This window comes from Clostridium sp. UBA1652, assembly GCF_002320975.1.
GTDB classification, from domain to species: Bacteria; Bacillota; Clostridia; order Clostridiales; family Clostridiaceae; genus Clostridium_T; species Clostridium_T intestinale.
Genome location: NZ_DCLI01000067.1, coordinates 17639 through 44185, shown reverse-complemented (window position 1 = coordinate 44185; position 26547 = coordinate 17639). Strand labels below are relative to the sequence as shown.

Below are 26547 nucleotides of genomic sequence, written 5' to 3'. Positions count from 1 at the left end.
GATGAGTGAGAGTATGGTTCTAGGTATAGTTAAAGATGCAATAGTAACTGCATTAACAGTTGCAGCACCATTTTTAGTTATAGCCTTAGTTTTAGGTTTAATTATAAGTATAATACAGGCAACCACACAGATACAAGAACAAACCCTTACCTTTGTTCCTAAGCTTATAGGAGTAGCGGTAGTAGGGTTATTACTAGGTAGTTGGATGTTTCATAAGTTATTAGGATTTACAGAAAGAATTTTTCAAATAATAGCTAATATAACCAAGTAGGAGGAAAAATCTTGATTAACATAGATTATTTTTTAGCAATTTTCTTGATTTTCCTTAGAGTAGGTGCTTTCTTAATGCTTGGAAGAATTTTTTTTCCTTCAGGAACTCCAGGAACTGTAAAAGCATTTTTTGCTTTTATTCTTTCTTATATGATAATAGGAGGAATTGACTACTCTGTAGTAAATAGTATAGATAATAATTTTCTTCTTATGTTTTATTGTGTAAATGAAGTAATGACAGGAATAATTTTAGCTATGATAGTCAACATATGTTTTGACTTCATTAAATTTGCAGGAGCATGGATGGATACCCATATAGGGCTTAGTATGATAAGTCTTTTTGATGCTTCATCTCAAAGTACATCAACTCTTTTAAGTAATATATTTCATTGGATTGGCATAATGGTATTTTTCCTTATAGATGGACACTATATGCTAATTAAATCTTTAATAGAAAGTTTTCAAGTTGTATCATTAGGAACAACTATAATCTATCAAGAAACAATAAATCAAGTTTTTTTAAGTATTTCACAGTATTTTATAATAGGTTTGAAAATAGCAATACCAATAGTATTGATTATTATAATAGCAGATGTCTGCATGGGATTAGTTTCTAGATCTGTTCCACAGTTAAATGTAATGATTTTAGGAATGCCTCTTAAGATTTTAGTTGGATTTTTATGTATAATAATAGCAATGCCTATATTAGTAAAGTTTATAATAAGTGCATTCAATTTAATACCCGAAATATTTAGAGGTATTTATGGAGCTATACCTTTGGTTTTTATCTTTGCAGATGATAAGACTGAAGAAGCTACACCAAAGAAAAAAAGTGAATCAAGAAAAAAAGGTCAACTTCCAAGAAGTAAGGATGTAGGTTTAGCTTTTACTTTACTTATATGTACATTAGTAATATCTCTATTTAGCGGATTTATTGCAGGTAATTTTAAAAGTGATATGATATATTTTTTATCTTCAGATTTTAGGCAGGAGATTACAGAAATTTCAGCTAAAAACTATGGAATGTTTGTGATGCTTAGAATGGCTATGGGAATATTTCCTGTGGTAATACCTATAATGGTAGGAGGAGTGGTTGCTTCTTTAATGCAAACAGGATTTTTGCTTACAGGGGAACCTCTTAAACCATCTTTAGGAAAGTTAAATCCTCTAAAAGGTATAAAAAATATGTTTTCTAAAAGAAGTCTTTTAGAACTTGTAAAAAATCTAATTGTCATAAGCATTATAGGATATCTAGCTTATGACTTTGTAATGGTCAACTATAAAAGTATCTTATCTATGGGGAATGTATATTTTCCAAGTTTGGGTTTAGAAATTAAAAATCTAGTTATGGGTATATTTACTAAGATAACCATGTTAATGATTGTTTTAGCTATAATAGATTATGTTCTTCAACGAAGAATTTTTAGTAAAGAAATGAGGATGAGTAAACAAGAAGTTAAAGAAGAGTTTAAGCAAATGGAAGGAGATCCTCAAGTTAAAGGTAAAATAAAACAAAAGCAAAGAGAAATGGCAACAAGAAGAATGATGCAGGCTGTACCTGATGCAACTGTTGTAATCACAAACCCAACACATATTGCAGTAGCATTAAAATATGAAGATGGTGGAATGAATGTACCAAAAGTTACAGCGATAGGTGCAGATAATATTGCTATAAAGATTAAAGAAATTGCAAAAGATAATGACATACCTATAATAGAAAATAAACCCTTGGCAAGGGCTATATACGATACTCTAGATATAGGTTCAGAGATACCAGGAGAAATGTATCAGGCTATTGCAGAGATTCTTGCTTTAGTTTTTAAGATGAAGAAGCAGAAATAAAAAGGATGGATGAGTACATATGGAGGTCTTAGGCAAAAGAAATTTTAAGAAGAATTTTGATATATTAGTAGCTTTTGGAGTAATAGGAATAGTAATGATGATAATTATTCCTTTACCAACATGGCTGTTAGATGTATTTTTAGCTTTTAATATAACATTATCTATAGTAATTTTATTAATTACTATGTTTACAACAAACGTTTTACAATTTTCTGTATTTCCAACATTATTGCTTGTAACAACGCTATTTAGGTTAGGATTAAATATATCATCAACAAGGCTTATATTGTCTCAAGGAGATGCAGGAAATGTAATAGAGGCCTTTGGTACCTTCGTTGTAGGAGGTAATTATGCAGTAGGAATTATTTTATTTGTTATAATTGTTCTTATTCAGTTTATAGTTATAACTAATGGAGCTGGAAGAGTTTCAGAAGTTTCAGCTAGATTTACATTAGATGCTATGCCAGGAAAACAAATGAGTATAGATGCAGATTTAAATGCAGGACTTATAGACGAAACTGGAGCTAAAAAAAGAAGAGAAGATCTTCAGGCTGAAGCAGATTTTTATGGAGCAATGGATGGAGCTTCAAAGTTCGTTAAAGGAGATGCTATAGCCGGAATAGTAATTACTATAATCAATATTTTAGCCGGAATAGTTATAGGAATTCTTCAAAGAAATTTAGATGCTGCGCAAGCTGCATCAATATATACAAAATTGACAGTTGGAGATGGTCTTGTTTCTCAGATACCTGCACTTCTTATATCAACAGCTTCAGGTATTTTAGTTACTCGTTCAGGAAATGCAACTAACTTTGGAGAAACTTTAGGTAAACAAATAACTGCTTTCCCAGTGGTACTAGGAATGGCTGGAGTAATATCAGGTATGATGGCAATTATACCAGGATTTCCTAAGATACCGTTTTTAGTGGCAGGAGCTGCTTTAGGTTCTGCATCATATTTCTTAATTAAAGATCAAAATGAGCAGATAGAGCAAGAGTTTACAAGAGAAGAAGAAGAACTTATGGAGATAGAAAAAAAGGAACCAGAGAATGTTATGAATTTAATTTCTGTGGAACCTATGGAAGTTGAAATAGGTTATGGTCTTATTCCTTTAGCAGATGAATCTATAGGTGGAGATTTACTTCAAAGAATAGCTTCTGTTAGAAGACAGTGTGCTATAGAAATGGGTATAATAGTTCAACCTATAAGAATAAGAGATAATCTTCAACTTAAAACTAATGAGTATGTTATAAAAATAAGAGGAACTGTAATAAACTCATCAGACTTAATGCCTAACATGCTTTTATGTATGGATCCTTCAGGAGATACAACTGATATACCAGGAATTAAAACTATGGAGCCAACATTTGGACTTCCAGCAGTCTGGATTAATAAGGATCAAAGGGAAGAAGCTGAAATAAGAGGACTTACTGTAGTTGATCCTACAACTGTTATGGTTACTCACTTAACTGAGACTATAAAAGCTCATGGTTATGAACTACTAGGAAGACAAGAAGTTAAGATGATAGTTGACAATACTAGAGAAAGATACTCAGCAGTTGTTGATGAACTTATACCAGACTTAATGACTATAGGAGAACTTCAAAAGATATTACAAAATCTTTTAAAGGAGAAAGTTCCAATAAAAGATATGGTTACAATATTAGAATCTTTAGCTGATAACTCAAGAAATACAAAAGATGTTGAACTTTTAACTGAGTATGTAAGATTTTCTTTAGCAAGAACTATTTGTAATGGACTTATAGATGAAAATAGAGCAATAACAGTTGTAACTTTAGACCCACAAATAGAAGATCTAATTGCAAATAATACACAAAAATCAATACAAGGTTCATTCCCAGCAATCGATCCTGATACTACAACAAGGATATTTAATGGAATTAGGGATGTAGTAGAAAGAGTTTATTTCTATAATAATCAACCAGTTGTTTTAGTATCACCAAAGATAAGACCGGTTTTTAGAAAACTTATTGAAATGGTGTACCCTCATATTATGGTAGTTTCTTTAAATGAAATACCTAATGATGTGGAAATAAGAACTGAAGGAGTAGTGACAGTATAGATGGTTATAAAAAAGTACATAGTGAGTAGCATGAATGAAGCTATGACTAGAATTAGATATGAACTTGGAAAAGATGCAGTTATACTTAGTCAAAGAAAAATAAAAAGACCAGGTTTTAAAGGATTTTTTTCTGCGAAGCTGATAGAAGTAACTGCTGCTGTAGAAAAAATGGCAGAACCTAAAAATGAGGTTAAAAAAGCTAATGAATTTGAAAGTTCTATAGATTCTATAAAAAAACTTATGGAACAAGAGTTAAAGAATAAAAGTACTAAAATGGATGTTAAAGCTGATACTCCAAAAGAAACTGCTGTATCCACTTCTTCAGATAATGAATTAAAAAAGGAAATGGGAGAAATTAAAGATCTTTTATCTAAGGTTTTAGAAAAGGAAGAAATAATAGAAGAAGATAAATTCATTTCTTTTCTAAAAGATAGAGATATAGAAGAAGTTTTCATAAAAGACATTATTAGAGACATAAAGGCAACTCCAGCTTTTGAAGAGAAAAAAGAGATTTTAAGGAATTATTTAAGTAATTTAATAAAAATAGATACAAACAATTTAAATGGAACAGTGGTTTTTGCAGGACCTACAGGGGTTGGTAAAACTACAACAATAGCTAAAATAGCTGGAAAACTTGCTTTAGTTGAAAAGAGAAAAGTTGGACTAATAACTATAGATACATATAGAATAGGTGCTGTTGAGCAATTAAAAACCTATGCAGAAATTATGGGAATAGCTTTAGAAGTTGTAATAACTTTAAAGGAAATGGAAGAAGCTATTGAGAAGTTAAAATACTGTGACACCATATTAGTAGATACCACAGGAAGAAGCTCTAAAAATACGATGCAGATTTCAGAACTTAGAGCATTTGTTGAAAAAGCCTCTCCAGATTCAATATATTTAGTAATGTCTTCAATTATAAAAAATAAAGATATTGATATAATTTTAGAAGGATATAAACTTTTAAATTATGATGGAATAATAATAACAAAACTTGATGAAACTTCAGTTTATGGGGGATTAGTTAAGATAATAAAGGAGTCAAACAAACCTATAGTTTACGTAACTACAGGGCAGTCTGTTCCAGAAGATATTAAAAAGCCTACAAAAAGAGAACTATTAGAACTTATTCTTGGGGAGGATAGTGTATGCTAGATCAAGCTGTTAAGTTAAGAGAATTAGCTTCAAATGGTGGAAATAAACCTAGATGCAAAATCATTACTATTACCTCTGGAAAAGGTGGAGTTGGGAAAAGTAATATAGTAGTTAACTTGGCCATATCTCTTAGAGAACAAGGAAAAAGAGTTTTGGTTTTTGATGCTGATATAGGAATGGGAAACGATGATGTTTTGATGGGAGTTTTTCCAAAACATAATTTGTTTGATATTTTAGATGACAGTAAAGATATACATGAGGTGTTAGCTGATGGTCCCTTAGGAGTAAAACTTCTTTCAGGGGGATCAGGAATTAATAAGGTAGAAGATCTTACAGAGAGAGAAAGAAATAAGTTTCTAGAAAAAATTCAAACCCTAGAAGATTATGATTATATATTAATAGACACTGGAGCCGGCATAAATAGAAGTGTATTAGCTTTTATATCCTGCTGCGAGGAATTAATAGTGGTTACTACTCCAGAACCTACCTCTTTAACCGATGCATATAGCTTGCTTAAAGCAACAAAACACTTTAAAATTAAAAGTAAAGCGAATATAATTGTAAATAAAGCATTTACTATAAAAGAAGGAGTCGATACATTCTCTAAATTTAAAAGTGCAGTAGATAAATTTTTAGGATTAGAACTAGCTCATTTAGGAACAGTTTTAGAGGATAGAAAACTAGTGCAATCAGTAAGAGAACAAAAGCCATTTACTTTAGCTTATCCTAATAGTGATGCTTCAAGATGTATAAAGGAAATAGCAACTAAACTTCAAGGACAAGAAGTTAGAAATGAAAGCATAGGTGTGCAAGGGCTGTTTAAGAAAATATTTAGTATTTTTTCATAGGGGGAGAAATGGAAACATTAGAAATAGGGTTAAACAGAATTATATCTATATTTTGGGATGATAAAAAAGTATATAAGTCAACGGTTCAAGAGGAAGATGAAAAGACTTTTTCTATTACTATACCTGTTGCAGAAGGAAATTACCTTTTTATAAAAGAAGGTGAATGGATTTCAGCAACCTTTCATGAAGAAAATGGAATAGTATATAAATTTACAACTATGATTATAAAAAGAAAAATTGAAAATAATATACCTATGTATGTTTTATCTATTCCAGAGAAATATACTAAGGTACAAAGAAGAAACTATGTTAGAGTTACAACTATGTATCCAGTAGAATACTCAATTTTTACAGTTGATACTCAAACTGTATTTAGTAGTTTTAAAACTGCAACTCTACTAGACTTAAGTGGTGGAGGTTTAAGGTTTAAAACTAAAGAAAGAATAGAGCTTTCAGAGAAAGTTGCATTAAAACTTAAGTATGAGGAAGAAGAAGTTTTAATAAAAGGGAAAATAGTAAGAGTTGATAAAACAGAAGATAGCCAATATATTTATGGAGTTTCTTTTTCAAATCCTTCAGAAAGAGAACGAGATAAGATAATTAAGATAGTATTTACTATAATTAGAAAACAAAGAAGTGTAATATAAAATAAGGGGGACAAAGTCATGACAATAGCCAATGCTAGACCATCTAAAGAGCAGCTAGCAGAAAAATATATACCATTAGTAAAGTATATAGCATCGAGAGTAATATTAGGTAAAACAAAGTATGTTGAATACGATGATTTATTAGGCTATGGCATGGTTGGTCTCATGGATGCTATTAATAAATTTGATTATGAAAAGGGAATGAAATTCTCAACCTATGCATCTATAAGAATAAGAGGATCAATGATAGATGAGATAAGAAAAAACTCTCCTATTACAAAGGGTGCAATTGATAAATTAAATAGATTTAATGATGCAGTAGAGCATCTTCAAAGAACTCTTCTTAGAGAACCATCTACAGAAGAGGTAGCTAAGGAGCTTGGAGTTACAATAAAGGAAGTTGCAGAGGTTGAGAACTATATTAATTATATATCTATTCAGTCTTTAGATGACGTAATATTTTCAGATGATGAGGATATGTCTATAAAGGGAATAATAGAAGATAAGAATAGTCCTTCCCCTGAAAAAACTCTAGAAGAAAAAGAAGAACTTGAGATGCTTGAAAAAGCTATAGAGCTTCTAAATGAAAAAGATAAAATGATATTAAGTTTATATTATTATGAAGGATTAACATTGAAAGAAATAGGTAAGGTTCTTGAGGTATCTGAGTCAAGAATCTGCCAATTACATAGTAGAGCAATTAGAAATTTAAGAACTAATATGAAAAAATTACATTATACATAAAGAGGGATTATATGCCAATACTTATTATTTTAGCAGGAGTGCTCTTGATTTATTTTAACTATAAAGGTTTAAAAAAAGAGGATAAGAGTTTTTTGAGTATATTACATAATGAAGAAGAGAATATTTCAGATACTGATTTAGAAATAGGAAAGCTTAGAAGAGAATTTTCCGAAACTATCCTAGAACTCCAAAAAGAGATTATTGAATTAAAAGAAGTAAAGCAGTATAATTATCCAAAGGACAATAGTTATCAGTTAGAGGATAACATTAATGATGAAAACTATACTAAAATAGACACACTTATAGATGATGAAATTGATATAGTTGAAGAAGAGAATGGAACAGAAAATCAAGTAATTAGTAGAATGAATGTAATTAAGGATCTTATAGATAAAGGATATACTGACGAAGATATATGTGAAAGCCTTTCAATGGGAAAGGGGGAAGTACTATTAATAAAAAGTTTATTAAAACAATCAAAAATTTAATCAATTTTTTAAATGATAGAAAATTATTAATTGGTATGGGAATAGGATTAATTTTAGCTACTATTTTAATGCTTGGATATAATTCTAATCAGCAACTTTCACAAGCAAGGATTGAAGAAAAAGCCAGAGAATATGGTATGAAATATCCAGATGAAGTAAAAGTTATTTTTGATAAAGAGGATGTGGAGAAATGATAAGAGGTTTATACACGGCAGTGACAGGTTTAGTTACTTTAGAGGCTAAACAAGATGTAATTACTAACAATATAGCAAATGCTAATACAACTGGATTTAAAGGTGATAATTTATCTATAAAGAGCTTTGAAGATGTACTTTTAGCTAATAAAGAGAAACTTGCAAATGGAAATACAGTTAAAAACACTTTAGGAAAGTTAAACCTAGGAGCTAAGATAGACGAAACTAATACTCTTTGGACTCAAGGAACTTTAAATGAAACTGAAAAAAAGACGGACTTTGGAATACAAGGAAGTGGATTTTTTACAGTTAGAAAAAATACTGCTGAAGGTGTAAAAGAATATTATACAAGAGACGGTAACTTTAGAGTAAATACTCAAGGATATTTAGTTACTAATACTGGTGATAGTGTATTAGGAGTAAACAATGCTACAGGTGCAAGAGAACCTATATACGTAGGAAACAACGAACCACAGTTAGATGCAAGTGGTAATTTGTTTATTAATGGAGTAAGTACATATAAATTCGCAACAGCTGATTTTGAAGATTATAATTCACTTAAAAAAATTGGAGACAACCTTTATGAAGGACAAAATCCTAACTATGGTGGTGAAGTTTCTGTACAGCAAGGTGTTTTAGAAAAAAGTAATGTTAATATAATAAATGAAATGGTTAATATGATGACAATAATGAGAAGTTTTGAAACTAACCAAAAAGTAGTACAAACTATGGATGAGACTTTAGGAAAAGCAGCTAGTGAAATAGGTGCAGTAAGATAATAAGGAGGGGAAAGCTTTATGATGAGAATTTTATGGACGGCTAAAAGTGCAATGAATGCTAACCAAGAGAAACTTGACAGCATTTCTAATAACTTAGCTAATGTTAATACCACAGGATATAAGAAAACAGAAACAGCTTTTAAAGACTTGTTATCTGAGTCCTTTGATAGACTAGGTTATCCTATTTACGACAAAGATTCCTATACAGGAACTGGAGTAAAAACTACAGAGTGGACTAGAAACGGTAAGCAAGGAAACTTAATGGAAACAAAACAACCAACTGATATAGCAATAGATGGACAAGGTTATTTTAGAGTAACCAAAGCTGATGGAAGTTATGCTTATACTAGAGATGGAAGTTTTAAAATTGATGCTTCAGGAACCTTAGTAACAGCTCAAGGGGATAAGTTATCTATTCAATATGCGAATGGATATGGAGAAGGTAATCCAGCTCTTACAACTAACACAACTAAGATCGATACAGACGGTAGTATATATATACAAAATGGAAGTACATATAATAGGATAGGAAATATTCCTCTATATAATGCAGTTGGAGACAATGCCTTTATTTCAGCTGGCTCTAATCTTTATGTCCCAGCAGAAGGAATACAAGTTAATGAAGAAACAGATGCAGATATATACCAAGGTTTCTTAGAAGGATCAAATGTTGACATGGCTCAAGAGTTTTCAGAGATGATAATTACGCAAAGAGCATTTCAACTTGCATCTAAAGGAATAACCACAGCAGATGAGATGTGGGGAATGGTTAATAATATGAGAAGTAGATAAAAAGCTTTGGCGAAATGCCAAAGCTTTTATTTTACATTGAAGTTATTGTATTAGTTAAAGGTGGTATAACTTGCTTCTTTCTAGATAAAACTCCAGGTAAGAAAGCAGTGTGATCAACTAAGCTAACCTTAAATGCATTCTCAACTATTTCTGGTCTGCCACCAGCAACTAGTACTTGAGAACCTTCATTTAATATATCAGTTAATAGAAGAACTACAACCTCTAAACCATTATCGATAGCTTTTTTGCTCATATATTCAAGCATTGAATCCTTTAATGGCATAAAGCCTTCAATATCCATAGTATTAACTTGAGCAACACCTATTTTAGTGTTTTCTATAGTGAAAGGTTTGAAGTCTTGATTAAAGATTTCTTCTACAGTTTTACCTTTTAAAGATGTACCTGCTTTGAACATTTCTTTTGCAAACTCTTCAATATTTATTTCAGCTATACTTGCAAGTCTCTTACAGATATTTTTATCTTCTTCAGTACAAGTTGGACTTCTGAATAATAATGTATCAGAAATGATAGCACCACATAAAAGTCCAGCAGCTTCTCTAGATGGTCTTATGCCATTTTCGAAGAATCTCTTAGCAACTATTGAAGAAGTTGAACCTATAGGCTCATTTCTAAAGTAAATAGGGTTACCAGTTTGAATGTCTGCAACTCTATGATGATCTATAATCTCAAGAATTTCAGCATCTTCAAGTCCATTTACTGATTGACCTCTTTCGTTGTGGTCAACTTGAATAACTTTCTTTTTGTAGTTAGAAATCATGTGATATCTTGAGAAAGTACCAACAACTTTGTTACTAGAATCTAAAACTGGATAGTTTCTGAATCTAGTTTCAACCATGATACTCTTTAAGTCATCTACTAAGTCTTCAGTAGAGAAAGCAATTAAGTTATCTTTAACCATTACATACTCTACAGGAATAGATTGAACTATTAATCTAGAAGCAGTAAATGAATCATGAGGAGTAGATATTACAGTTATACCAAGTTCACGAGCTTTTTCTAATAAAGCATCATTTAGTGTATGTGAACCTGTCAATATCATTAGAGATACTTTAGCATCCATAATGGTTTCTTGAGCATCAGCTCTATCTCCACCTACAATAACAATATCTCCTTCATCAATATATTCCTTTAAACCTTCTGGTTGCATAGCAGCCACTATTATTTTCCCGGGAAATACACTAACAGCTTCATTTATGTAAATTGATTTTGCAGATAAAGTGTCAACTATATTATCAATAGTAGTTTCACTTTTTGATAATATTTTGTTATCCCAAATATCCATATAACTAGATACTATGTTTGAAATAGATAAAACTCCTATTAAGTGAGTATTTCCATCAACTACTGGAATAGATTTAATGTTTTTTTCTTTCATTAAATTCCAAGCAGTTTTTAAAGATATATCAGCTGCAAGAGGAGTAATTTTATCAAAGGCAAGATCTCCAACCTTTAACTTTACTGTCTCTAAGTACATTGGCTTTTCAACTTTAAAATAATCTAATATAAATTGAGTTTCTTGATTTACATTTCCTAATCTTACTGGAATAGCTGGTATAGTGCCTGTTTTGTTTTTAAATTCCGCATAAGCTAAAGCTGCACATATGGAATCTGAGTCAGGATTTTTATGTCCAGTAACATAAATAACATCTTTCATTAAATGGCCTCCTTTATTGTCTTTGTTCCTAGTAATATTCTAATTTTAAAAGCCCTAATTGTAAAGAGCTAGTTAATATTTTAAATGTTTACACAATTATTAATATTATTATTGTAAATTTATTTCATAATTTATAGGTAGAGTTACATATATTAGGATAGAGACAATATAAAAGGAGGAACTCAATTGATAGAGGAGAAAGTAGTTACTTTAGGATTAAGTAGTAGAGAAGCTGAAAATAGAAAAAAGAAATTTGGAAGCAATGAGCTTATAAAAGAAAAAAAGAAATCAGCACTTATGGTATTTATCTCTCAATTTAATGATCTAATGATTTGGGTGCTTTTAGCATCAACTGTTGTTTCCGCTTTAATGGGAGATATTGCAGATGCCATAACTATTGTTATAATAGTAGTCGTTAACGCAATTTTAGGATTTGTTCAGGAATATAGAACTGAAAAGTCTTTAGAAGCATTAAAAAATCTAGCTGCACCTACTTGTAAGGTAATAAGAGATGGAGATATGAAGGTTATAAATGCTGTAGATTTAACTATTGGAGACTTAGTTGTTTTAGAAGCAGGAGATAGAATTCCAGCTGATGGAACCTTAAGTGGAGGTAGTGGACTAACTATAGATGAATCTCTATTAACAGGTGAATCTGTAGGGGTAAATAAAGATACAAGACAAGGACACTCTTCAGTATTCATGGGGACTACTATATTAAAAGGAAAAGGAACCATGAAGGTAACTGCAATAGGAATGGCTACAGAAATGGGCAAGATAGCTAACCTACTTCAAAATATTGAAGAAGAAAAAACACCGTTAAAGCAGAAGCTAGAATCTTTAGGAAAGGTTTTAGTATTTTTATGTTTAGGTATATGTGCAATAGTAACAGTTGTAGGAGTTGCTAGAGGTAATGATATAGGGGAAATGTTTTTACTTGGAGTAAGCTTAGCAGTTGCTGCTATACCAGAAGGACTTCCAGCGATAGTTACAGTAGCCTTAGCTTTAGGCGTATCAAGAATGATAAAAAGAAACGCCTTAGTAAGAAAACTTCCTGCGGTAGAAACCTTAGGATGTACCTCAGTTATATGTTCAGATAAAACTGGTACCTTAACACAAAATAAAATGACACTAAAGGAAATCTATATTGATAATAAGGTATATAATTTAGATAAAGATAATCCACCGAATAATATTGTACTAACGAAGTCATTAGTTTATTGCAACGATTGTAATTATAATTTTTCAGAAAAAAACATGGACAAAGTTCTTCATGGAGATCCAACAGAAACAGCATTAGTTAAAGGACTTTTTAAAGATGTAAAAGCCCTTAAAAACTTTTTGAGTTTCCATAAAAGAGTTTTTGATTTACCGTTTGATTCTAATAGAAAGATGATGTCTGTAATAGTTAGTGAAAATGGTAAGGAAACCTGCTATGTAAAAGGTGCACCAGAAAGAATTATGGATAGATGTAGCCACATATTAGAGGATGGAAAAATAAAGCCATTAACTCAAACTAAGAAAAAGGAAATCTTAATGACAGTTGATGGCATGTCTAATAGAGCGCTAAGATGTTTAGGGGCAGCTTACAAGGAAGGCTATTTAGTAAAGGATGAAAGTTTAGAAAAGGGTTTAACCTTTATTGGTATAGTTGGTAGCATAGATCCTCCAAGAGATGAAGCAAGAGATGCAGTATTACAATGTAAGCTTGCAGGAATTAGACCTATAATGATAACTGGAGATCATAAAAATACAGCCTTTGCTATAGCAAAATCATTAAGTATATGTAATTCTAATGATATAGTTTTAACTGGAGAAGATTTAGAAAGATTAACTGACAAAGATTTAGAGAGAGAAGTTAAAAAAGCAAAGGTATTTGCAAGGGTAAGTCCTAACCATAAACTCAGAATTGTAAAGGCATTAAAGAAAAATGGTAATATAGTTGCTATGACAGGAGATGGGGTTAATGATGCTCCTGCAATTAAAGAAGCAGATATTGGAGTTTCTATGGGTATATCAGGTACAGATGTTACTAAAGAAGCCTCTTCAATGATATTAATGGATGATAACTTCGCAACTATAGTGGCTGCTGTAGAAGAGGGAAGAGTAATATATGATAATATAAGAAAGTTTATAAGATATCTTCTTTCTTGTAACCTAGGAGAAGTATTAACTATGTTCCTAGCATCACTTTTTTACCTTCCAAACCCACTTACACCTATTCAAATACTTTTTGTAAACCTAGCTACAGATGGTCTTCCTGCAATTGCTTTAGGTGTAGACCCAGCTGACAAGGATATAATGTCACAAAAACCAAGAAAAAAGGATGAAAGTATATTTGCAAGAGGGTTAACTGAAAAGATTTTAGTAAGAGGTACTTTAATAGGTATATGTACTTTGACTTCATTTATAGTTGGGCAGTACTTTGGCTTTAATTTAAAGACTTCTAGAACAATAGCTTTAGCAACTCTAGTAATGTCACAATTGATTCACGTATTTGAATGTAGATCAGAAAGACACTCTATAATAGAGATTAAACTACTAAGTAATCCTTACTTAGTAGGTGCAGTTCTAGTTTCTATAACTATGATAATGAGTATAATGTATATACCATTTTTACAAGGTGTATTTCAAACTCAAGCTCTAAACTTATTAGAGTGGGGGATAGTAATGTTTTTCTCAGGAATAATAGCTACTATAAACTCAGTATTCCTCTATTTTAAAACAAGATAGTGAGAGTAGTTTAGAGTTAAAACATAAGAGTTAGTAAGTTAGAGAAGAAGTTACTCAATTTTGCTGAGGTTCTTATTTAACTGCTAACTCTTAATTAGTTTTGCTGACTTACTTAAAACTAGGTTCTCTAACTCTGTTAAACTTTAAGCAACTTAATTGAAGTTTGTTAAACTTATAGAAACTTAGCTAAACTTTGTTAAGTTCATCAATCAATATTCTCATACCTGCTCTAATCTGATTTTCATCAGTTCTAGCTATACTAACTCTAACCCCTTTTTTATAGTTGAGATTAGAAGCAAAGTAGTTATATCCTGCTGAAACCAAAACTCCCTTAGTTTTTAAGGAGTAAACTAAAGAACTTTCACTTACTCCTTCAGGTAAATAGATATAGCTATATAAAGATGTATCTAAAGAAGAAACTTTAACATTTGTGTTAGTTAGATTTTTAAGTTCATCACTAAAAGCTTTTAATCTAGACTTTTGTTGTTTTTTAATTAGTTTAACATGTTTAGATAAAATATTGCTTTTAAGATATATTTCTAAAGTAGCTTGAGAGATTAAAGATGGAACAAAGTATGAATAATAATAAGAATAACTTGCTTGTCTATTAAACTCATCTATAAGTTCAGTTGGAATAACAGCTAATCCTATCTTTATCCAAGGTATTATCTTAGTAAAACTTTTTAAATATATGAAGTGAGAGTGATCTCCATAAGCATATATAGGATCAAACTTAGAATCAAACTCTATATCTCCAAAGTAGTCATCTTCAACTATGTACACATCATACTTTATAGCTAACTCAGCTATAGCTTTTCTTTGAGTTTTTGAATACTTAGTTCCTAAAGGATTGTGATTTCTAGGAGTAGTATAAAAAAACTTTATGTCTCCAGTTTTAAATAAATTCTCTAGTTCATTTAAATCAATTCCACTAGGAGTTCTATCTATAGAAATAAAGTCTATCTTAGAGTATTTCAAGAAGTCTAAAAAGTATTTATAAGTTGGGTTTTCCAGTAAGATTTTTGTTTTTCCATTAGGAAAAGGCATGTTTGTAAGTAAACTTAATATTTGTTGTATTCCTAAATTGATAAAGATATTTTCTTTAGGTACAAAAACTTGAAAGTTTGATAAATAGTTTGGAAGTAGAGACTTTAGAGAATCAATTCCCATAAGATGAAAGTCTACAGGTTGATTACCATATATATCAACAGCCCTATCTAAACAATGTTTTAAATCAGGCGTTAAAATCCTGCCCATATTAAGATTACCATTAGAAAAATCTATAATATTAGGATAGGATAAATTATTTAAGTGTTCCTCAACTACATAATATCCGCTTTGGGGTATTGAATATATTAAGTGCTCATTAATTAAACTTTCATAAGCTTTTATAGAGGTACTTTTACTACAGGAATATTCGCTACACAAACTTCTTATAGAGGGAAGTTTTTTAGATGAGGTGTATTTTTTATTATAAATATCAGATTTTATATCTAAAGCTATCTGTTTATATATATCCATAATTTCCTCCATGATTATAAAAATGTAAAGGGATACGAACAGCCTATTCCACAAAGGTTACCATTATTAAAGAATAAAAACTGTACTGGTACAGTTCCATTTTATCATAATTGAAAACATTATCCTACTGAGATATTATTAAATTGTACACTAAAACCATGCAAGGAGGGTAAGCTATGGATGGTATAAAAATAGTTACTATAGGTGGAGGATCAAGTTATACACCTGAATTGATTGAAGGGTTTATCAAAAGATATTCACAATTACCTGTAAGAGAATTATGGCTTGTGGACATAAAAGAAGGTGAAGAAAAACTAAAAATTGTTGGAGACTTAGCAAAGAGAATGGTTAAAAAAGCAGGTCTTCCAATAGAAGTTCATACAACTCTAGACAGACGAGAAGCTTTGAAGAGTGCCGACTTCGTAACAACTCAATTAAGAGTTGGCTTATTGGATGCTAGAATAAAAGATGAACGAATACCACTTAGTCACGGTTTTATAGGACAAGAAACAAATGGTGCAGGTGGAATGTTTAAAGCATTAAGAACAATTCCTGTATTATTAGACATTGATAAAGATATGTCAGAGCTTTGTCCTAATGCTTGGCTTATAAACTTCACAAATCCAGCAGGTATAGTTACGGAAGCACTTCTTAGACATGGAAAAAATAAAAAAATAATAGGTCTATGTAATGGTCCTATAGGTATGGAGATGGCTGTTGCTAACATGCTTGAAGTTGAACATAGCAGAGTGAGAATGGACTTTGCTGGTTTAAATCATATGGTATTTGGACTAAACATATATCTAGATGGAAGAAATGTTACAGATGAAATAATAGAATCCATGGTAAATGGGAATCCAGGTGGTATAGCTAAAAACATTAAAGATATGCCATGGACTCCAGAGTTTATTAAAGCTTTAGGAGTAATGCCTTGTGCCTACCATAGATATTATTTCCAAAACAAAAAGATGCTTGAAGAAGAACTAAAGGAATTTGAGAAGGGTGAAACAAGAGCAGAAGTTGTTAAGAGATTAGAAGACTCTTTATTTGAACTTTATAAAGATCCTAATCTTGATATTAAACCACCTCAACTTGAAAAAAGAGGAGGAGCTTATTACAGCGATGCCGCTTGTCGTTTAATTACATCTATATACAATGATACTGGAGATATACAACCTGTAAATACCAGAAACAACGGTTCAATTGCAGATTTACCACAAGATTCAGCAGTTGAGATAAGTTGTATAATTACTAAAGATGGACCTAAACCAATAAACATGGGACATTTACCAGTAGCGGTAAATGGATTAATACAACAGATTAAATCTTTTGAAAGAACTGTAGTGGAAGCAGCTGTTGAAGGAAGTTATGATAAAGCTGTACTAGCTTTAACAATAAATCCATTGGTAGCTGATGATAAAGCAGCAAAAATGTTAGTAGACGAACTAATAGAAGCTCATAAAAATTATTTACCACAGTTTAATAAATAACATATATAATGAAAGATTCTTCCGATTATGGAAGAATCTTTTTTGCAGCTTATGTTAAGAACGTGTAAAAAATGTTGAAAGTCTATTAACATTTGTTAATAAATGTAGTAAGCTAATCAAGGGCAAAAAAATAATTTTTTTTCGGAGGAGATTAACTTGAGTAGTGTAGAAATCATTATATCTGTAATAGGTGGATTAGGTTTATTTATTTACGGTATGAAACTTATGGGAGATGGATTAGAAAATGCTGCAGGAGAAGGATTAAAAAGTATTTTAGAAAAAGTTACATCTAATAAAATAGTTGCAGTATTAGTAGGAGCAGCAGTTACCGCAGTAATTCAAAGTTCATCAGCAACTACAGTAATGGTAGTTGGGTTTGTAAATGCAGGATTAATGAATTTAATTCAAGCAACTGGTATAATAATGGGAGCTAACATAGGTACAACAATAACAGCTCAATTAGTGGCATTTAAGTTAGATGCAATAGCTCCAGTATTTGTTGGTATTGGTACAGCTGTAGTTATGTTTGCTAAAGGCAAAAAGAGAAGAGAAATAGGAAACATAATACTTGGTTTCGGTATACTATTTATGGGTATGGGAATAATGAGTTCTGCATTAAAACCATTATCAGATTCGCCGGCTTTTGGACAATTAATTTTAGCAATAGGTCATAGATGGTATATAGGCATATTAGCAGGTTTAATAATGACGGGAATAGTACAAAGTTCCTCTGCAACAACAGGAATACTTATAGCTTTAGCAACAACAGGAGCTATAGATATAAAATTAGCTATTCCAGTACTATTTGGATGTAATATAGGTACATGTGTTACTGCTTTATTAGCTTGCATAGGTACAAGTAAAACAGCGCGTAAGGCAGCACTTATACATTTAATATTTAACACTTTTGGAACTTTAATATTCATTCCTTTTATAACCATATTAGGAGATGTAGTTAGTGGATTAACACCAGGAGATATAAAAAGACAAATTGCAAATGCACACACTATTTTTAATGTTATAAATACCTTAATTATGTTACCACTTACTGGTTTATTAATAAGTATTGTAAATAAAATTATTCCAGGTGAAGATGAAATTGAAAAAGCAGCTCCAAAATACATTGATGATAGACTTCTAGAAACTCCAGTTATAGCAGCTGGTCAAGTTGCAAAAGAAACCTTAAGAATGGCAAACAAGGCTAGAAAAAACTTAGAGATTTCTATGGATGCCTTATTAAAAGGTGATGAAAAATTAATTTCAAAAGTAATGGAAAATGAACATATAATAAATATATTAGAAGAAGCGATAACTTCTTATTTAGTTAAGTTATCAAAACTAGAGTTGTCAGATAAAGAAAAAAATCTTGTGGCAGCAACTTTTCATGTAATAAATGATATCGAAAGAATTGGAGATCATGCTGAAAATATAGCAGATTTAGCTAGTCAAAAAATACATAAAAACTTAAAATACACTGATGAAGCAATAGAAGAACTTCAAAATATATATAACTACACACTACTTGCATTAGAGATTGCCATAGAGAGTTATGCAAATAGAGACGTAGAAAAAGCATCAACTATAATGGAATATGAATCAAAAATCGATTCATACGAAAAAGAATATAGAGATAATCATATTAAAAGATTAAATAAAGGGCAATGTAATGCATATTCTAGTGCATTTTTCTTAGAAGTATTAAGTAACTTTGAGAGAATAGGGGATCACGCAACGAATATAGCTGAAAGTGTAATAGAAAGTAATTCATAATAAAATTAAAAAGTTAATTTCAGAGTGTGGATAAAATCCACACTCTGTTACTTCCTCAAAATAACAATTTAATAACAGAATACGTTTAAAATTAAAATGTTTATATTTTAACTTAAAAAAGCTAGACAAATTGAAATAAGCATGTATAATTTAAATATAAATTAAATATTAAATTCTTGTGCGCAATGAGGTCACAGTAGATATGTATATAACTACTCGTGAGCTCTTTTTTTATATTAAATTTTATAAATATATTTTTCTGCAGAAAAAATATAAAAAAGAAATTATAATTTAAAGGGGGACTTATTTATGGATACAAAGGCACTAGACACGTTATGGGTATTACTTGCAGCGGTATTAGTATTTTGGATGCAAGCAGGATTTGCTATGGTAGAAACAGGATTTACAAGGGCTAAAAATGCTGGAAACATAGTAATGAAAAATCTAATGGATTTTGTAATTGGATCGTTAATTTTCTGGGTTTTAGGTTTTGGACTTATGTTTGGTACTGACGTTGGTGGGTTTATAGGAGCACCTAACTGGTTTTCGGCAGGGAGCATAGAACATTTAGGATTAACTATTCCTAAAGAAGCGTTTTTAATATTCCAAACAGTTTTCTGTGCTACAGCAGCTACTATAGTTTCAGGTGCTATGGCTGAAAGAACTAAGTTTATATCATACTGTATTTATAGTTTTGTTATAAGCGCATTTATTTATCCTGTAGTTGGACATTGGATATGGGGTGGCGGATGGTTATCTCAATTAGGTTTCCATGATTTCGCAGGTTCAACAGTAGTTCACTCAGTAGGTGGATATAGTGCATTTGTGGGGGCATTAATTTTAGGGCCTAGAATAGGTAAATATACTAAAGATGGAAAATCTAATGCTATTCCTGGACACAGTATAACATTAGGTGCCTTAGGGGTATTCATTCTATGGATGGGATGGTTTGGATTTAATCCTGGTTCATCTTTATCAGGAACAGCTGTTGATTTAAATTCAAGAATATTTATTACCACCAATTTAGCAGGAGCTGCAGCAGCATTAGTAACGATGATAATAACTTGGGTACGTTACAAGAAACCTGATATAAGTATGACTTTAAATGGGGTACTAGCTGGTTTGGTTGCTATAACAGCAGGATGTGATGTTATATCACCAACAGGAGCAGTTATTGTAGGTATAATAGCAGGCTTTGTAGTAGTATATGGTATTGAATTTATAGATAAAGTACTTAAAATTGATGACCCTGTTGGAGCTATAGGGGTTCATGGATTATGTGGTATAACTGGTACACTAGCAGTTGGATTATTCGCTGCTTATGGTGATACATTAGGATTATTCTACGGTGGTGGATTTGGATACCTTGTAACTCAGCTTATAGGGATTGTAGCAGTAGGAGCGTGGACTGTAGGTACTACTTTCATATTATTTAAAGTAATAAAAGCTACAGTTGGATTAAGAGTTTCTAAAGAAGAGGAAATTAAAGGACTTGATCCAGAAGAGCATGGTCTTGAAAGCAGTTATGCTGATTTCCAAACTATAGATCTATAAGGGGGACAATAGCATGGAAGATAAAATTACCAAAATTGATATTATTACAAGAAAAGATAAATTTGATGCACTTAAAGATGCTTTGAATAATATTGGAATTACTGGAATGACAGTAACACAAGTTTTAGGTTGTGGAGTTCAAAAAGGTGATACTCAATATTATAGAGGAGTACCTATGGAGTTAAAGCTACTTCCTAAGGTTAAAATAGAGATAGTTGTATGTGAAGTTCCTGTTGATCTAGTTGTAAAAACAGCTCAAGATGTACTTAGAACAGGAGAAATTGGGGACGGAAAAATATTTATCTATGAACTAGCAAACGCAATAAAGATAAGAACTGGAGAAGAAGGCAAAGCAGCATTGGCTGATGAAAAATAGAATATTAAAAAAATTAAGTGCAGAATCATAAGATTCTGCACTTAATTTTTTTGGAAATAACTCTTGATTATATGTAGCTAAGAGTTGTAATATACTATTTAAGAACGTAAAACTAAGAAAAGTATAATTTAACAGAAATACATTAACAGATGATGGGAAAAGTATTGTTTTAAATAACTAATAGACCTATGTAGGAGGAATATATGAAGGTTATTATAATTGGTGCTGGAAAAGTTGGATATACATTGGCAGAATGTTTAGCTAATGAAAATAAAGACGTGACTATAATAGATACAAGGGTACAAGCTCTTCAAAAAATTGAAGATAACTTAGATGTATTGAGTATAAATGGAAATGGAGTTAGTACAAGCATCTTGTTAGAAGCTGGGGTAGCTAGTGCAGACTTACTTATAGCTGTTACAGGAAGTGACGAAGTTAATATGGTATGTTGTTTAACAGCTAAAAAGCTTGGTGTGAAACAAACAGTAGCTCGTGTAAGAAATCCAGAATATTCAGATGAACTGTCTCTTATAAAAGATGAGTTAGGTCTTGACTTTATTATAAATCCAGAATATACAGCAGCAGAGGAAATAGCAAGTACAATAAATTTTTCATCTGCAATTAATGTAGAAAGATTTGCTAGTGGAAGAGTTAGAATGGTTGAACTTAAGATTACTTGTGGAATAGATATTATTGGCAAAAAAATTAAGGATATAGATAGACAATCTAATTCTTCTGTACTAATAGGAATAATTGTTAGGGGAAATGAAGTAATAGTTCCAGATGGAGATGAAGAAATAAAGGAAAATGATATAGTATATGTAGTAGGCAAGATGTCTAACATATATAAGTTCTGCAAAATATATGGAAGATATCCTGATAAAATCAAAAATTTGATGATAGTTGGAGGAGGCAGAATTACATATTATTTGTACAAGCTATTAAATGACATGAATATAAAAATGAAGATTATAGAGATAGATAAAACAAGATGTGAAGAGTTATCAGAAAAATTACCTAATGCTCTTATTATTAATAGCGATGGTACAGATGAAGAGGTGCTTATGTCAGAAAACATAGAACACATGGATGCATTTTTATCTGTTACTGGTATAGATGAGGAAAATTTTATGTCTTCTCTTATTGCAAAAAGAGCAGGTGTTAAAAAAATAATTACTAAACTAAGCAGAACTAATTATATAAACATTGTTAGGGATGTTGGATTGGATGGTATTGTTATTCCTAAAAGAATAACCACCAATAAAATTCTTAAGTTTACAAGAGGTGCTGATTTACAGTCTTTACGTAGAATACTTGAGGGAAAAGTTGAAATATTAGAGTTTGTTGTAGATAATTCTAGTAAGTTAATAAATAAAGAAATTAGAAAATTGAATATTTCTTCTAATACAGTTATTGCAACTATTGTAAGAAAACAGGAAGTGGTTGTGCCTCATGGAAATGATATTATTAGAAGTGGAGATAGAATTATTGTTATAACAATGGAGGCAAACATATCAACTTTAAGAGAACTAGAATCGGCTGTAATTGGAGGAAATCAAAATGAACTTCGCAATGGTATTAAAAAACTTGGGAAAATTATTAGTATGTGAAGCACTTTCTATAGTGCCAGCTGCATTAGTTTCTATATATTATAAAGAAAATGAATTTTGGTCATTTTTATACACAATAATCATATTAATAGTTTTAGGGGTTATTCTAATTAGAATAAAAGCTAAAAATAAAAATATATATTCTAGAGATGGCTTTGCAATAGTAGCAATAGGATGGATATTGCTTTCATTTTTTGGAGCTTTACCATTTTATTTTAGTGGAGCAATTCCATCATTAGTAGATAGTTTTTTTGAAGCTAGTTCAGGATTTACAACTACTGGAGCAACTATACTTGGAGAAATTGAAAGCCTGTCTAGAGGGATATTGTTTTGGAGAAGCTTCACTCATTGGATTGGAGGTATGGGAGTCTTAGTTTTAGTTATGGCTATATTACCATCTGCTGGTGCTGGAAGTATGCAAATAATGAAAGCTGAGAGTCCAGGGCCTAACCCAGGAAAACTTGTTCCAAAAGTTAAGGAAACAGCAAAAATTTTATATGGTATTTATTTAATAATAACTTTAGTTCAGCTAATACTACTTAAGGTTTCTGGATTACCTCTTTTTGACTCAATTATCCATACTTTGGGTACAGTAGGTACAGGTGGGTTTTCAAACAGAAATATTAGTGTAGGAGCTTATAACAATATAGCTGCCGAAATAATTATAACTGTTTTTATGCTTATATGTGGTGCTAATTTTGCCCTACATTATCAACTATTAAAGGGGAATATAAAAGGCTTTTTTAAGGATGGAGAGTTTAAACTATATCTCTTTATTGTAACTATGTCTATAATACTTATTACCTTTAATCTTAATGGTAATATATATAATTCGGTTAAAGAGTCCTTAAGACATGCCAGTTTTCAGGTAGCATCAATTATAACAACAACAGGTTATGCAACTGTAGATTTTAATACCTGGCCATCACTTAGTAAACTAATATTACTGTTACTTATGTTTGTTGGAGGATGTGCAGGTTCAACAGCTGGAGGGTTAAAAAATATAAGGATTTTGCTTCTATTTAAGGCGGCTAAAAGAGATCTTTTAAAGATAATACATCCTAAAGCAGTATATACAGTTACTCTTCAAGGAAAGGCTGTAAATGAGCAGACCCTTTCAGAAGTTCTAGGGTTTTTCTTTATGTATGTTATTATTTTCTGCTTTTCAGTATTAATAGTATCCTTTGAAGGAAAAGATATTGTTACTACCATTAGCTCAGTAGCAACCACTTTAGGAAATGTTGGACCGGGATTAGAAATAGTTGGACCTATGGGGAACTTTTCGAGTTTTACTGTATTTAGCAAACTTATATTTTCTTTTTGTATGATAGTAGGAAGATTAGAAATATACCCTATGATTTTATTACTTATGCCTAGATTTTGGGCAAAGTAGCTATATTATATATTTAAACAAAAGATACAATGGCGTTTATTATTTCTTTAATTATTTTTCAGTAATTTAGAATAATAACGTCTTTTTTACTTAAAGTATTAAATTTTCTTGAATTTTTTACGAAAATAAAAATAGAATAAAAACTTAGAAAAAAGGAGAAATCTAAAGTATGTTTATGTGTAAACATTGACAACGATAAATATGTAGAATATTGACAAAATTCATTTTATACTACATAATAAAGAGTAATGAATACTATATAAAACATTAAAAAATATCTTTGATATGCATTAAAAGGTGGTGATAAAGTGGCATTAGAAGCATTAAAAGAAATTAAGGAAGCTGAAGAAAAAGCAGAAAAAATTATTAAAGATGCAGAAATTAGAAAAAAGGATATTATTTTAAATGCTCAAAAAGAGGCTAAAGATAAGTATAATGAAATCATAAATTTAGCTAAAGATGAGGCAGGTAAATTAATTGAAACTGCTACAAATGAGGCAAATAAAAGAGCTACGCCTATCTTAGAGCAGGGTAAAAAAGAAATCGATGAAATTTCAAGTATTTCTGAAGAGGAAAAAGGGAAAGTTATAAATTTAGTAATTGAGAGGATAGTGAATATTCATGGCAATAGTTAAAATGAATAAATTTACTTTGCTAGCCTTTGAATCTGATAGAAAAAAACTATTAGAAGAACTTCAGAAACTTGAGGAGGTTCAATTTATAAACCTTCAATCACAAGACGTACTTGAAGATCAAGAAGATTTTGTTGGGTTAGATAAAGTTTCATTAGATTCTAGTTATGCAAAGTTTGAAGAAGATTTATCAAAGATTAAATTCACCATGGAATTCCTTAAGCCATATATTTCAAAAAAATCTGAACTTGGAGAGATGCTTTCAGATAAAAAGCAGATGTCTTATGAGGAAATTAATAAATATATGACTAATAGCTCATGGAAGGTAATTTATAATGAAATAAAGGGAAAAGAAGAAAGGTTAAATTCAATTAATAATGAATTAACTAAAATTGAGTCTGAAATAGATTTATTAAAAGCTTGGATTAATTTTGATGCACCTTTTAAACTTCTAAAGAATTTAAAAAGTGCATATTTTTTAGGGTCATTTCCTAAACAATATGAAGAGGAATTAATTGATAAACTTAATAAGTCAGAATATCCAACTTATTACGAAGTAATAAGTAAAAATAATTCGGATGTTTCAATATTAGTTATAACTAATATTGAAAGTAGAGAAAATATCTCAGAAGAGTTAAAGCAAGTAGGATTTTCAGCTTTCCCAGTAATTTATGATGAAACTGCTTCAGAAAAAATAAACAGTTTAAATAGTAACCATAAAAACCTCTTAGACGAGGAAAAAAGTATTAAAGAATCATTAATAACTTATAATGATAAAATAGAAGAATTAGAAATAGCTTATGAGTTTTTTAATAGTTTGATTGTTAGAGAATTAGCATCTAATAATTTCTTAAAAACTAGTAAGATAATTGCTATATCAGGTTGGATTAAAAAAGACTCTAATGAAATATTAGAGAAAGCTGTAGGAAATATATTAGATAATAACTATTATATGACTTTCAGTGAAGTTGAGGATAAGGAAATTGAAAAAGTTCCTATTAGGCTTAAAAACGGTTCTTTTTCATCAAACTTTGAAGGTTTAGTTGAAATGTATAGTTTACCTAAATATTCAGAAGTTGACCCAACTCCAATATTATCAATCTTTTACTTTATATTTTATGGGATGATGCTTTCAGATGCTGGATATGGACTAATTATGGTTTGTGCAACTTCATATGCGTTATGGAAGGTTAAAGACCCAGAAAAGAGAAAGTTTTTCAAATTACTTTTTTTTGCAGGTATTTCTACAGTGATTTGGGGAGCAATATATGGATCTTGGTTTGGGGATTTATTCCCAGAGTATTTTGGAATAAATGTTCCATATTTATTAAATCCAACAACTGGAATAATGGAGATTTTCATAATGTCCTTAGTTTTTGGGTTTGTGCATGTATTTGTAGGATTAGGTATAAAAGCATATATACTTATTCGTGCAGGTGCTATAAAGGATATGGTATATGATGTTTTAACTTGGTATTCAACGCTAATTGGAGCTGTGCTTATGCTTCTTGGTATTGGAGGAGTATTAGGTAAGGTTCTTCTTTTTGGTGGATTAATAGCTTTATTGTTAACTCAAGGAAGAGCATCAGAAAGTATAGGTGGTAAAATAGGTGGAGGAGTTTATGGAGTATATGGAATAACAGGATATTTAGGTGATATTGTTTCATATTCTAGACTTCTAGCTTTAGGGCTTGCTACAGGATTTATAGCAAATGCATTAAATCTTATAGTAAACTTAATTCCATCACCATTTAGTTATATTATTTCGCCAATTTTATTTATTGGATTACATTTGTTCAATTTATTGATAAATGCGTTAGGTTCCTATGTACATGCAGCGAGATTGCAGTACCTAGAGTTCTTTGGTAAATTTTATGAAGGTGGAGGACGAAAGTTCACTCCATTTAAATTAAGTGATATTTTTATTAAAATAACAAAATAATTAGGAGGA

The 26547-nt window shown here is 30.7% G+C and carries 22 protein-coding genes; 20 read left to right on the top strand and 2 right to left on the bottom strand.

Features of this window, described 5'->3' with window-relative positions; all coding sequences use genetic code 11:
• Position 1 precedes the first annotated feature (1 nt).
• From fliQ to B3N22_RS13650, 11 genes are read left to right on the top strand one after another with little or no spacing between them, the layout of a single operon-like run.
• Entirely contained in the window at positions 2-271 is a 270-nt protein-coding gene (gene fliQ, locus B3N22_RS13700; protein ID WP_286907984.1) for a flagellar biosynthesis protein FliQ, read from the top strand.
• An 11-nt stretch (positions 272-282) separates the two neighbouring features.
• Complete coding sequence (locus B3N22_RS13695) at positions 283-2112, top strand: fused FliR family export protein/FlhB family type III secretion system protein (protein WP_286907982.1); 1830 nt, start codon at positions 283-285, stop codon at positions 2110-2112.
• A 19-nt stretch (positions 2113-2131) separates the two neighbouring features.
• A complete protein-coding gene (gene flhA, locus B3N22_RS13690) occupies positions 2132-4195 on the top strand; it encodes a flagellar biosynthesis protein FlhA (protein WP_286907980.1) in 2064 nt (687 codons plus the stop codon).
• Positions 4196-5350, top strand: coding sequence for a flagellar biosynthesis GTPase FlhF (gene flhF, locus B3N22_RS13685; protein WP_286907978.1), 1155 nt, complete (start codon positions 4196-4198; stop codon positions 5348-5350).
• A complete protein-coding gene (locus B3N22_RS13680; RefSeq protein WP_286907976.1) occupies positions 5344-6198 on the top strand; it encodes a MinD/ParA family protein in 855 nt (284 codons plus the stop codon). The genes flhF and B3N22_RS13680 overlap by 7 nt, the downstream gene beginning before the upstream one ends.
• 8 nt (positions 6199-6206) lie before the next feature.
• Positions 6207-6845: a flagellar brake protein gene (locus B3N22_RS13675; protein WP_238902562.1), complete on the top strand. Its 639-nt coding sequence runs from the start codon at positions 6207-6209 to the stop codon at positions 6843-6845.
• An 18-nt stretch (positions 6846-6863) separates the two neighbouring features.
• A complete protein-coding gene (locus B3N22_RS13670; RefSeq protein WP_286907973.1) occupies positions 6864-7589 on the top strand; it encodes a FliA/WhiG family RNA polymerase sigma factor in 726 nt (241 codons plus the stop codon).
• Positions 7590-7600: 11 nt separating this feature from the next.
• Complete coding sequence (locus B3N22_RS13665; RefSeq protein ID WP_286907971.1) at positions 7601-8077, top strand: hypothetical protein; 477 nt, start codon at positions 7601-7603, stop codon at positions 8075-8077.
• A 35-nt stretch (positions 8078-8112) separates the two neighbouring features.
• Positions 8113-8271, top strand: a complete 159-nt coding sequence (locus tag B3N22_RS13660; protein ID WP_021800952.1) for a hypothetical protein — start codon at positions 8113-8115, stop codon at positions 8269-8271.
• The gene (locus B3N22_RS13655; RefSeq protein ID WP_286907969.1) at positions 8268-9050 is read left to right on the top strand and encodes a flagellar hook-basal body complex protein; all 783 of its coding nucleotides are present in this window, start codon (positions 8268-8270) and stop codon (positions 9048-9050) included. The genes B3N22_RS13660 and B3N22_RS13655 overlap by 4 nt, the downstream gene beginning before the upstream one ends.
• Positions 9051-9068: 18 nt before the next feature.
• A complete protein-coding gene (locus B3N22_RS13650; protein WP_286907967.1) occupies positions 9069-9842 on the top strand; it encodes a flagellar hook-basal body complex protein in 774 nt (257 codons plus the stop codon).
• Between the two features lie 31 nt (positions 9843-9873).
• Here the strand turns inward: B3N22_RS13650 and B3N22_RS13645 are convergent, their stop codons facing one another.
• Positions 9874-11517 carry a putative manganese-dependent inorganic diphosphatase gene (locus tag B3N22_RS13645; RefSeq protein WP_286907965.1) on the bottom strand — a complete coding sequence of 548 codons (1644 nt, stop codon included), beginning with the start codon at positions 11515-11517 and terminating at the stop codon, positions 9874-9876.
• 186 nt (positions 11518-11703) lie between these two features.
• Between B3N22_RS13645 and B3N22_RS13640 the strand changes: the two genes are divergently transcribed.
• Positions 11704-14250, top strand: a complete 2547-nt coding sequence (locus tag B3N22_RS13640) for a calcium-translocating P-type ATPase, SERCA-type (RefSeq protein ID WP_286907961.1) — start codon at positions 11704-11706, stop codon at positions 14248-14250.
• Between the two features lie 186 nt (positions 14251-14436).
• On the opposite strand, the gene B3N22_RS13635 is transcribed toward B3N22_RS13640, so the two are convergent.
• On the bottom strand, positions 14437-15771 hold the full coding sequence (locus tag B3N22_RS13635; protein WP_286907959.1) for an aminotransferase-like domain-containing protein: 1335 nt from the start codon (positions 15769-15771) through the stop codon (positions 14437-14439).
• 176 nt (positions 15772-15947) lie between these two features.
• Between B3N22_RS13635 and B3N22_RS13630 the strand changes: the two genes are divergently transcribed.
• From B3N22_RS13630 to B3N22_RS13595, 8 genes are all read left to right on the top strand, one after another.
• Complete coding sequence (locus tag B3N22_RS13630; protein WP_286907957.1) at positions 15948-17261, top strand: 6-phospho-beta-glucosidase; 1314 nt, start codon at positions 15948-15950, stop codon at positions 17259-17261.
• 156 nt (positions 17262-17417) lie between these two features.
• Positions 17418-19031: a Na/Pi cotransporter family protein gene (locus tag B3N22_RS13625; RefSeq protein ID WP_286907955.1), complete on the top strand. Its 1614-nt coding sequence runs from the start codon at positions 17418-17420 to the stop codon at positions 19029-19031.
• 309 nt (positions 19032-19340) lie between these two features.
• Positions 19341-20585: an ammonium transporter gene (locus B3N22_RS13620; protein ID WP_021800960.1), complete on the top strand. Its 1245-nt coding sequence runs from the start codon at positions 19341-19343 to the stop codon at positions 20583-20585.
• A gap of 13 nt (positions 20586-20598) precedes the next feature.
• On the top strand, positions 20599-20961 hold the full coding sequence (locus B3N22_RS13615; protein WP_073018703.1) for a P-II family nitrogen regulator: 363 nt from the start codon (positions 20599-20601) through the stop codon (positions 20959-20961).
• A 203-nt stretch (positions 20962-21164) separates the two neighbouring features.
• Positions 21165-22571 (top strand): Trk system potassium transporter TrkA, encoded by a 1407-nt coding sequence (gene trkA / locus B3N22_RS13610; RefSeq protein ID WP_073018704.1) that lies wholly within the window; start codon positions 21165-21167, stop codon positions 22569-22571.
• A complete protein-coding gene (locus B3N22_RS13605) occupies positions 22522-23964 on the top strand; it encodes a TrkH family potassium uptake protein (protein WP_238902553.1) in 1443 nt (480 codons plus the stop codon). Before trkA ends, B3N22_RS13605 begins: the two co-directional genes overlap by 50 nt.
• Positions 23965-24272: 308 nt before the next feature.
• Positions 24273-24599: an ATPase gene (locus B3N22_RS13600; protein WP_286907951.1), complete on the top strand. Its 327-nt coding sequence runs from the start codon at positions 24273-24275 to the stop codon at positions 24597-24599.
• The gene (locus B3N22_RS13595) at positions 24586-26538 is read left to right on the top strand and encodes a V-type ATP synthase subunit I (RefSeq protein WP_286907949.1); all 1953 of its coding nucleotides are present in this window, start codon (positions 24586-24588) and stop codon (positions 26536-26538) included. The genes B3N22_RS13600 and B3N22_RS13595 overlap by 14 nt, the downstream gene beginning before the upstream one ends.
• Positions 26539-26547 lie beyond the last annotated feature (9 nt).

Excerpts from the sequence above, each read along its gene's own strand:
- fliQ (WP_286907984.1), top strand. The coding sequence starts at position 2 with ATGAGTGAGAGTATGGTTCTAGGTATAGTTAAAGATGCAATAGTAACT.
- flhA (WP_286907980.1), top strand. The coding sequence starts at position 2,132 with ATGGAGGTCTTAGGCAAAAGAAATTTTAAGAAGAATTTTGATATATTA.
- flhF (WP_286907978.1), top strand. The coding sequence starts at position 4,196 with ATGGTTATAAAAAAGTACATAGTGAGTAGCATGAATGAAGCTATGACT.
- B3N22_RS13680 (WP_286907976.1), top strand. The coding sequence starts at position 5,344 with ATGCTAGATCAAGCTGTTAAGTTAAGAGAATTAGCTTCAAATGGTGGA.
- B3N22_RS13675 (WP_238902562.1), top strand. The coding sequence starts at position 6,207 with ATGGAAACATTAGAAATAGGGTTAAACAGAATTATATCTATATTTTGG.
- B3N22_RS13670 (WP_286907973.1), top strand. The coding sequence starts at position 6,864 with ATGACAATAGCCAATGCTAGACCATCTAAAGAGCAGCTAGCAGAAAAA.
- B3N22_RS13665 (WP_286907971.1), top strand. The coding sequence starts at position 7,601 with ATGCCAATACTTATTATTTTAGCAGGAGTGCTCTTGATTTATTTTAAC.
- B3N22_RS13660 (WP_021800952.1), top strand. The coding sequence starts at position 8,113 with ATGGGAATAGGATTAATTTTAGCTACTATTTTAATGCTTGGATATAAT.
- B3N22_RS13655 (WP_286907969.1), top strand. The coding sequence starts at position 8,268 with ATGATAAGAGGTTTATACACGGCAGTGACAGGTTTAGTTACTTTAGAG.
- B3N22_RS13650 (WP_286907967.1), top strand. The coding sequence starts at position 9,069 with ATGATGAGAATTTTATGGACGGCTAAAAGTGCAATGAATGCTAACCAA.
- B3N22_RS13645 (WP_286907965.1), bottom strand. The coding sequence starts at position 11,517 with ATGAAAGATGTTATTTATGTTACTGGACATAAAAATCCTGACTCAGAT.
- B3N22_RS13635 (WP_286907959.1), bottom strand. The coding sequence starts at position 15,771 with ATGGATATATATAAACAGATAGCTTTAGATATAAAATCTGATATTTAT.
- B3N22_RS13630 (WP_286907957.1), top strand. The coding sequence starts at position 15,948 with ATGGATGGTATAAAAATAGTTACTATAGGTGGAGGATCAAGTTATACA.
- B3N22_RS13620 (WP_021800960.1), top strand. The coding sequence starts at position 19,341 with ATGGATACAAAGGCACTAGACACGTTATGGGTATTACTTGCAGCGGTA.
- B3N22_RS13615 (WP_073018703.1), top strand. The coding sequence starts at position 20,599 with ATGGAAGATAAAATTACCAAAATTGATATTATTACAAGAAAAGATAAA.
- trkA (WP_073018704.1), top strand. The coding sequence starts at position 21,165 with ATGAAGGTTATTATAATTGGTGCTGGAAAAGTTGGATATACATTGGCA.
- B3N22_RS13605 (WP_238902553.1), top strand. The coding sequence starts at position 22,522 with ATGAACTTCGCAATGGTATTAAAAAACTTGGGAAAATTATTAGTATGT.
- B3N22_RS13595 (WP_286907949.1), top strand. The coding sequence starts at position 24,586 with ATGGCAATAGTTAAAATGAATAAATTTACTTTGCTAGCCTTTGAATCT.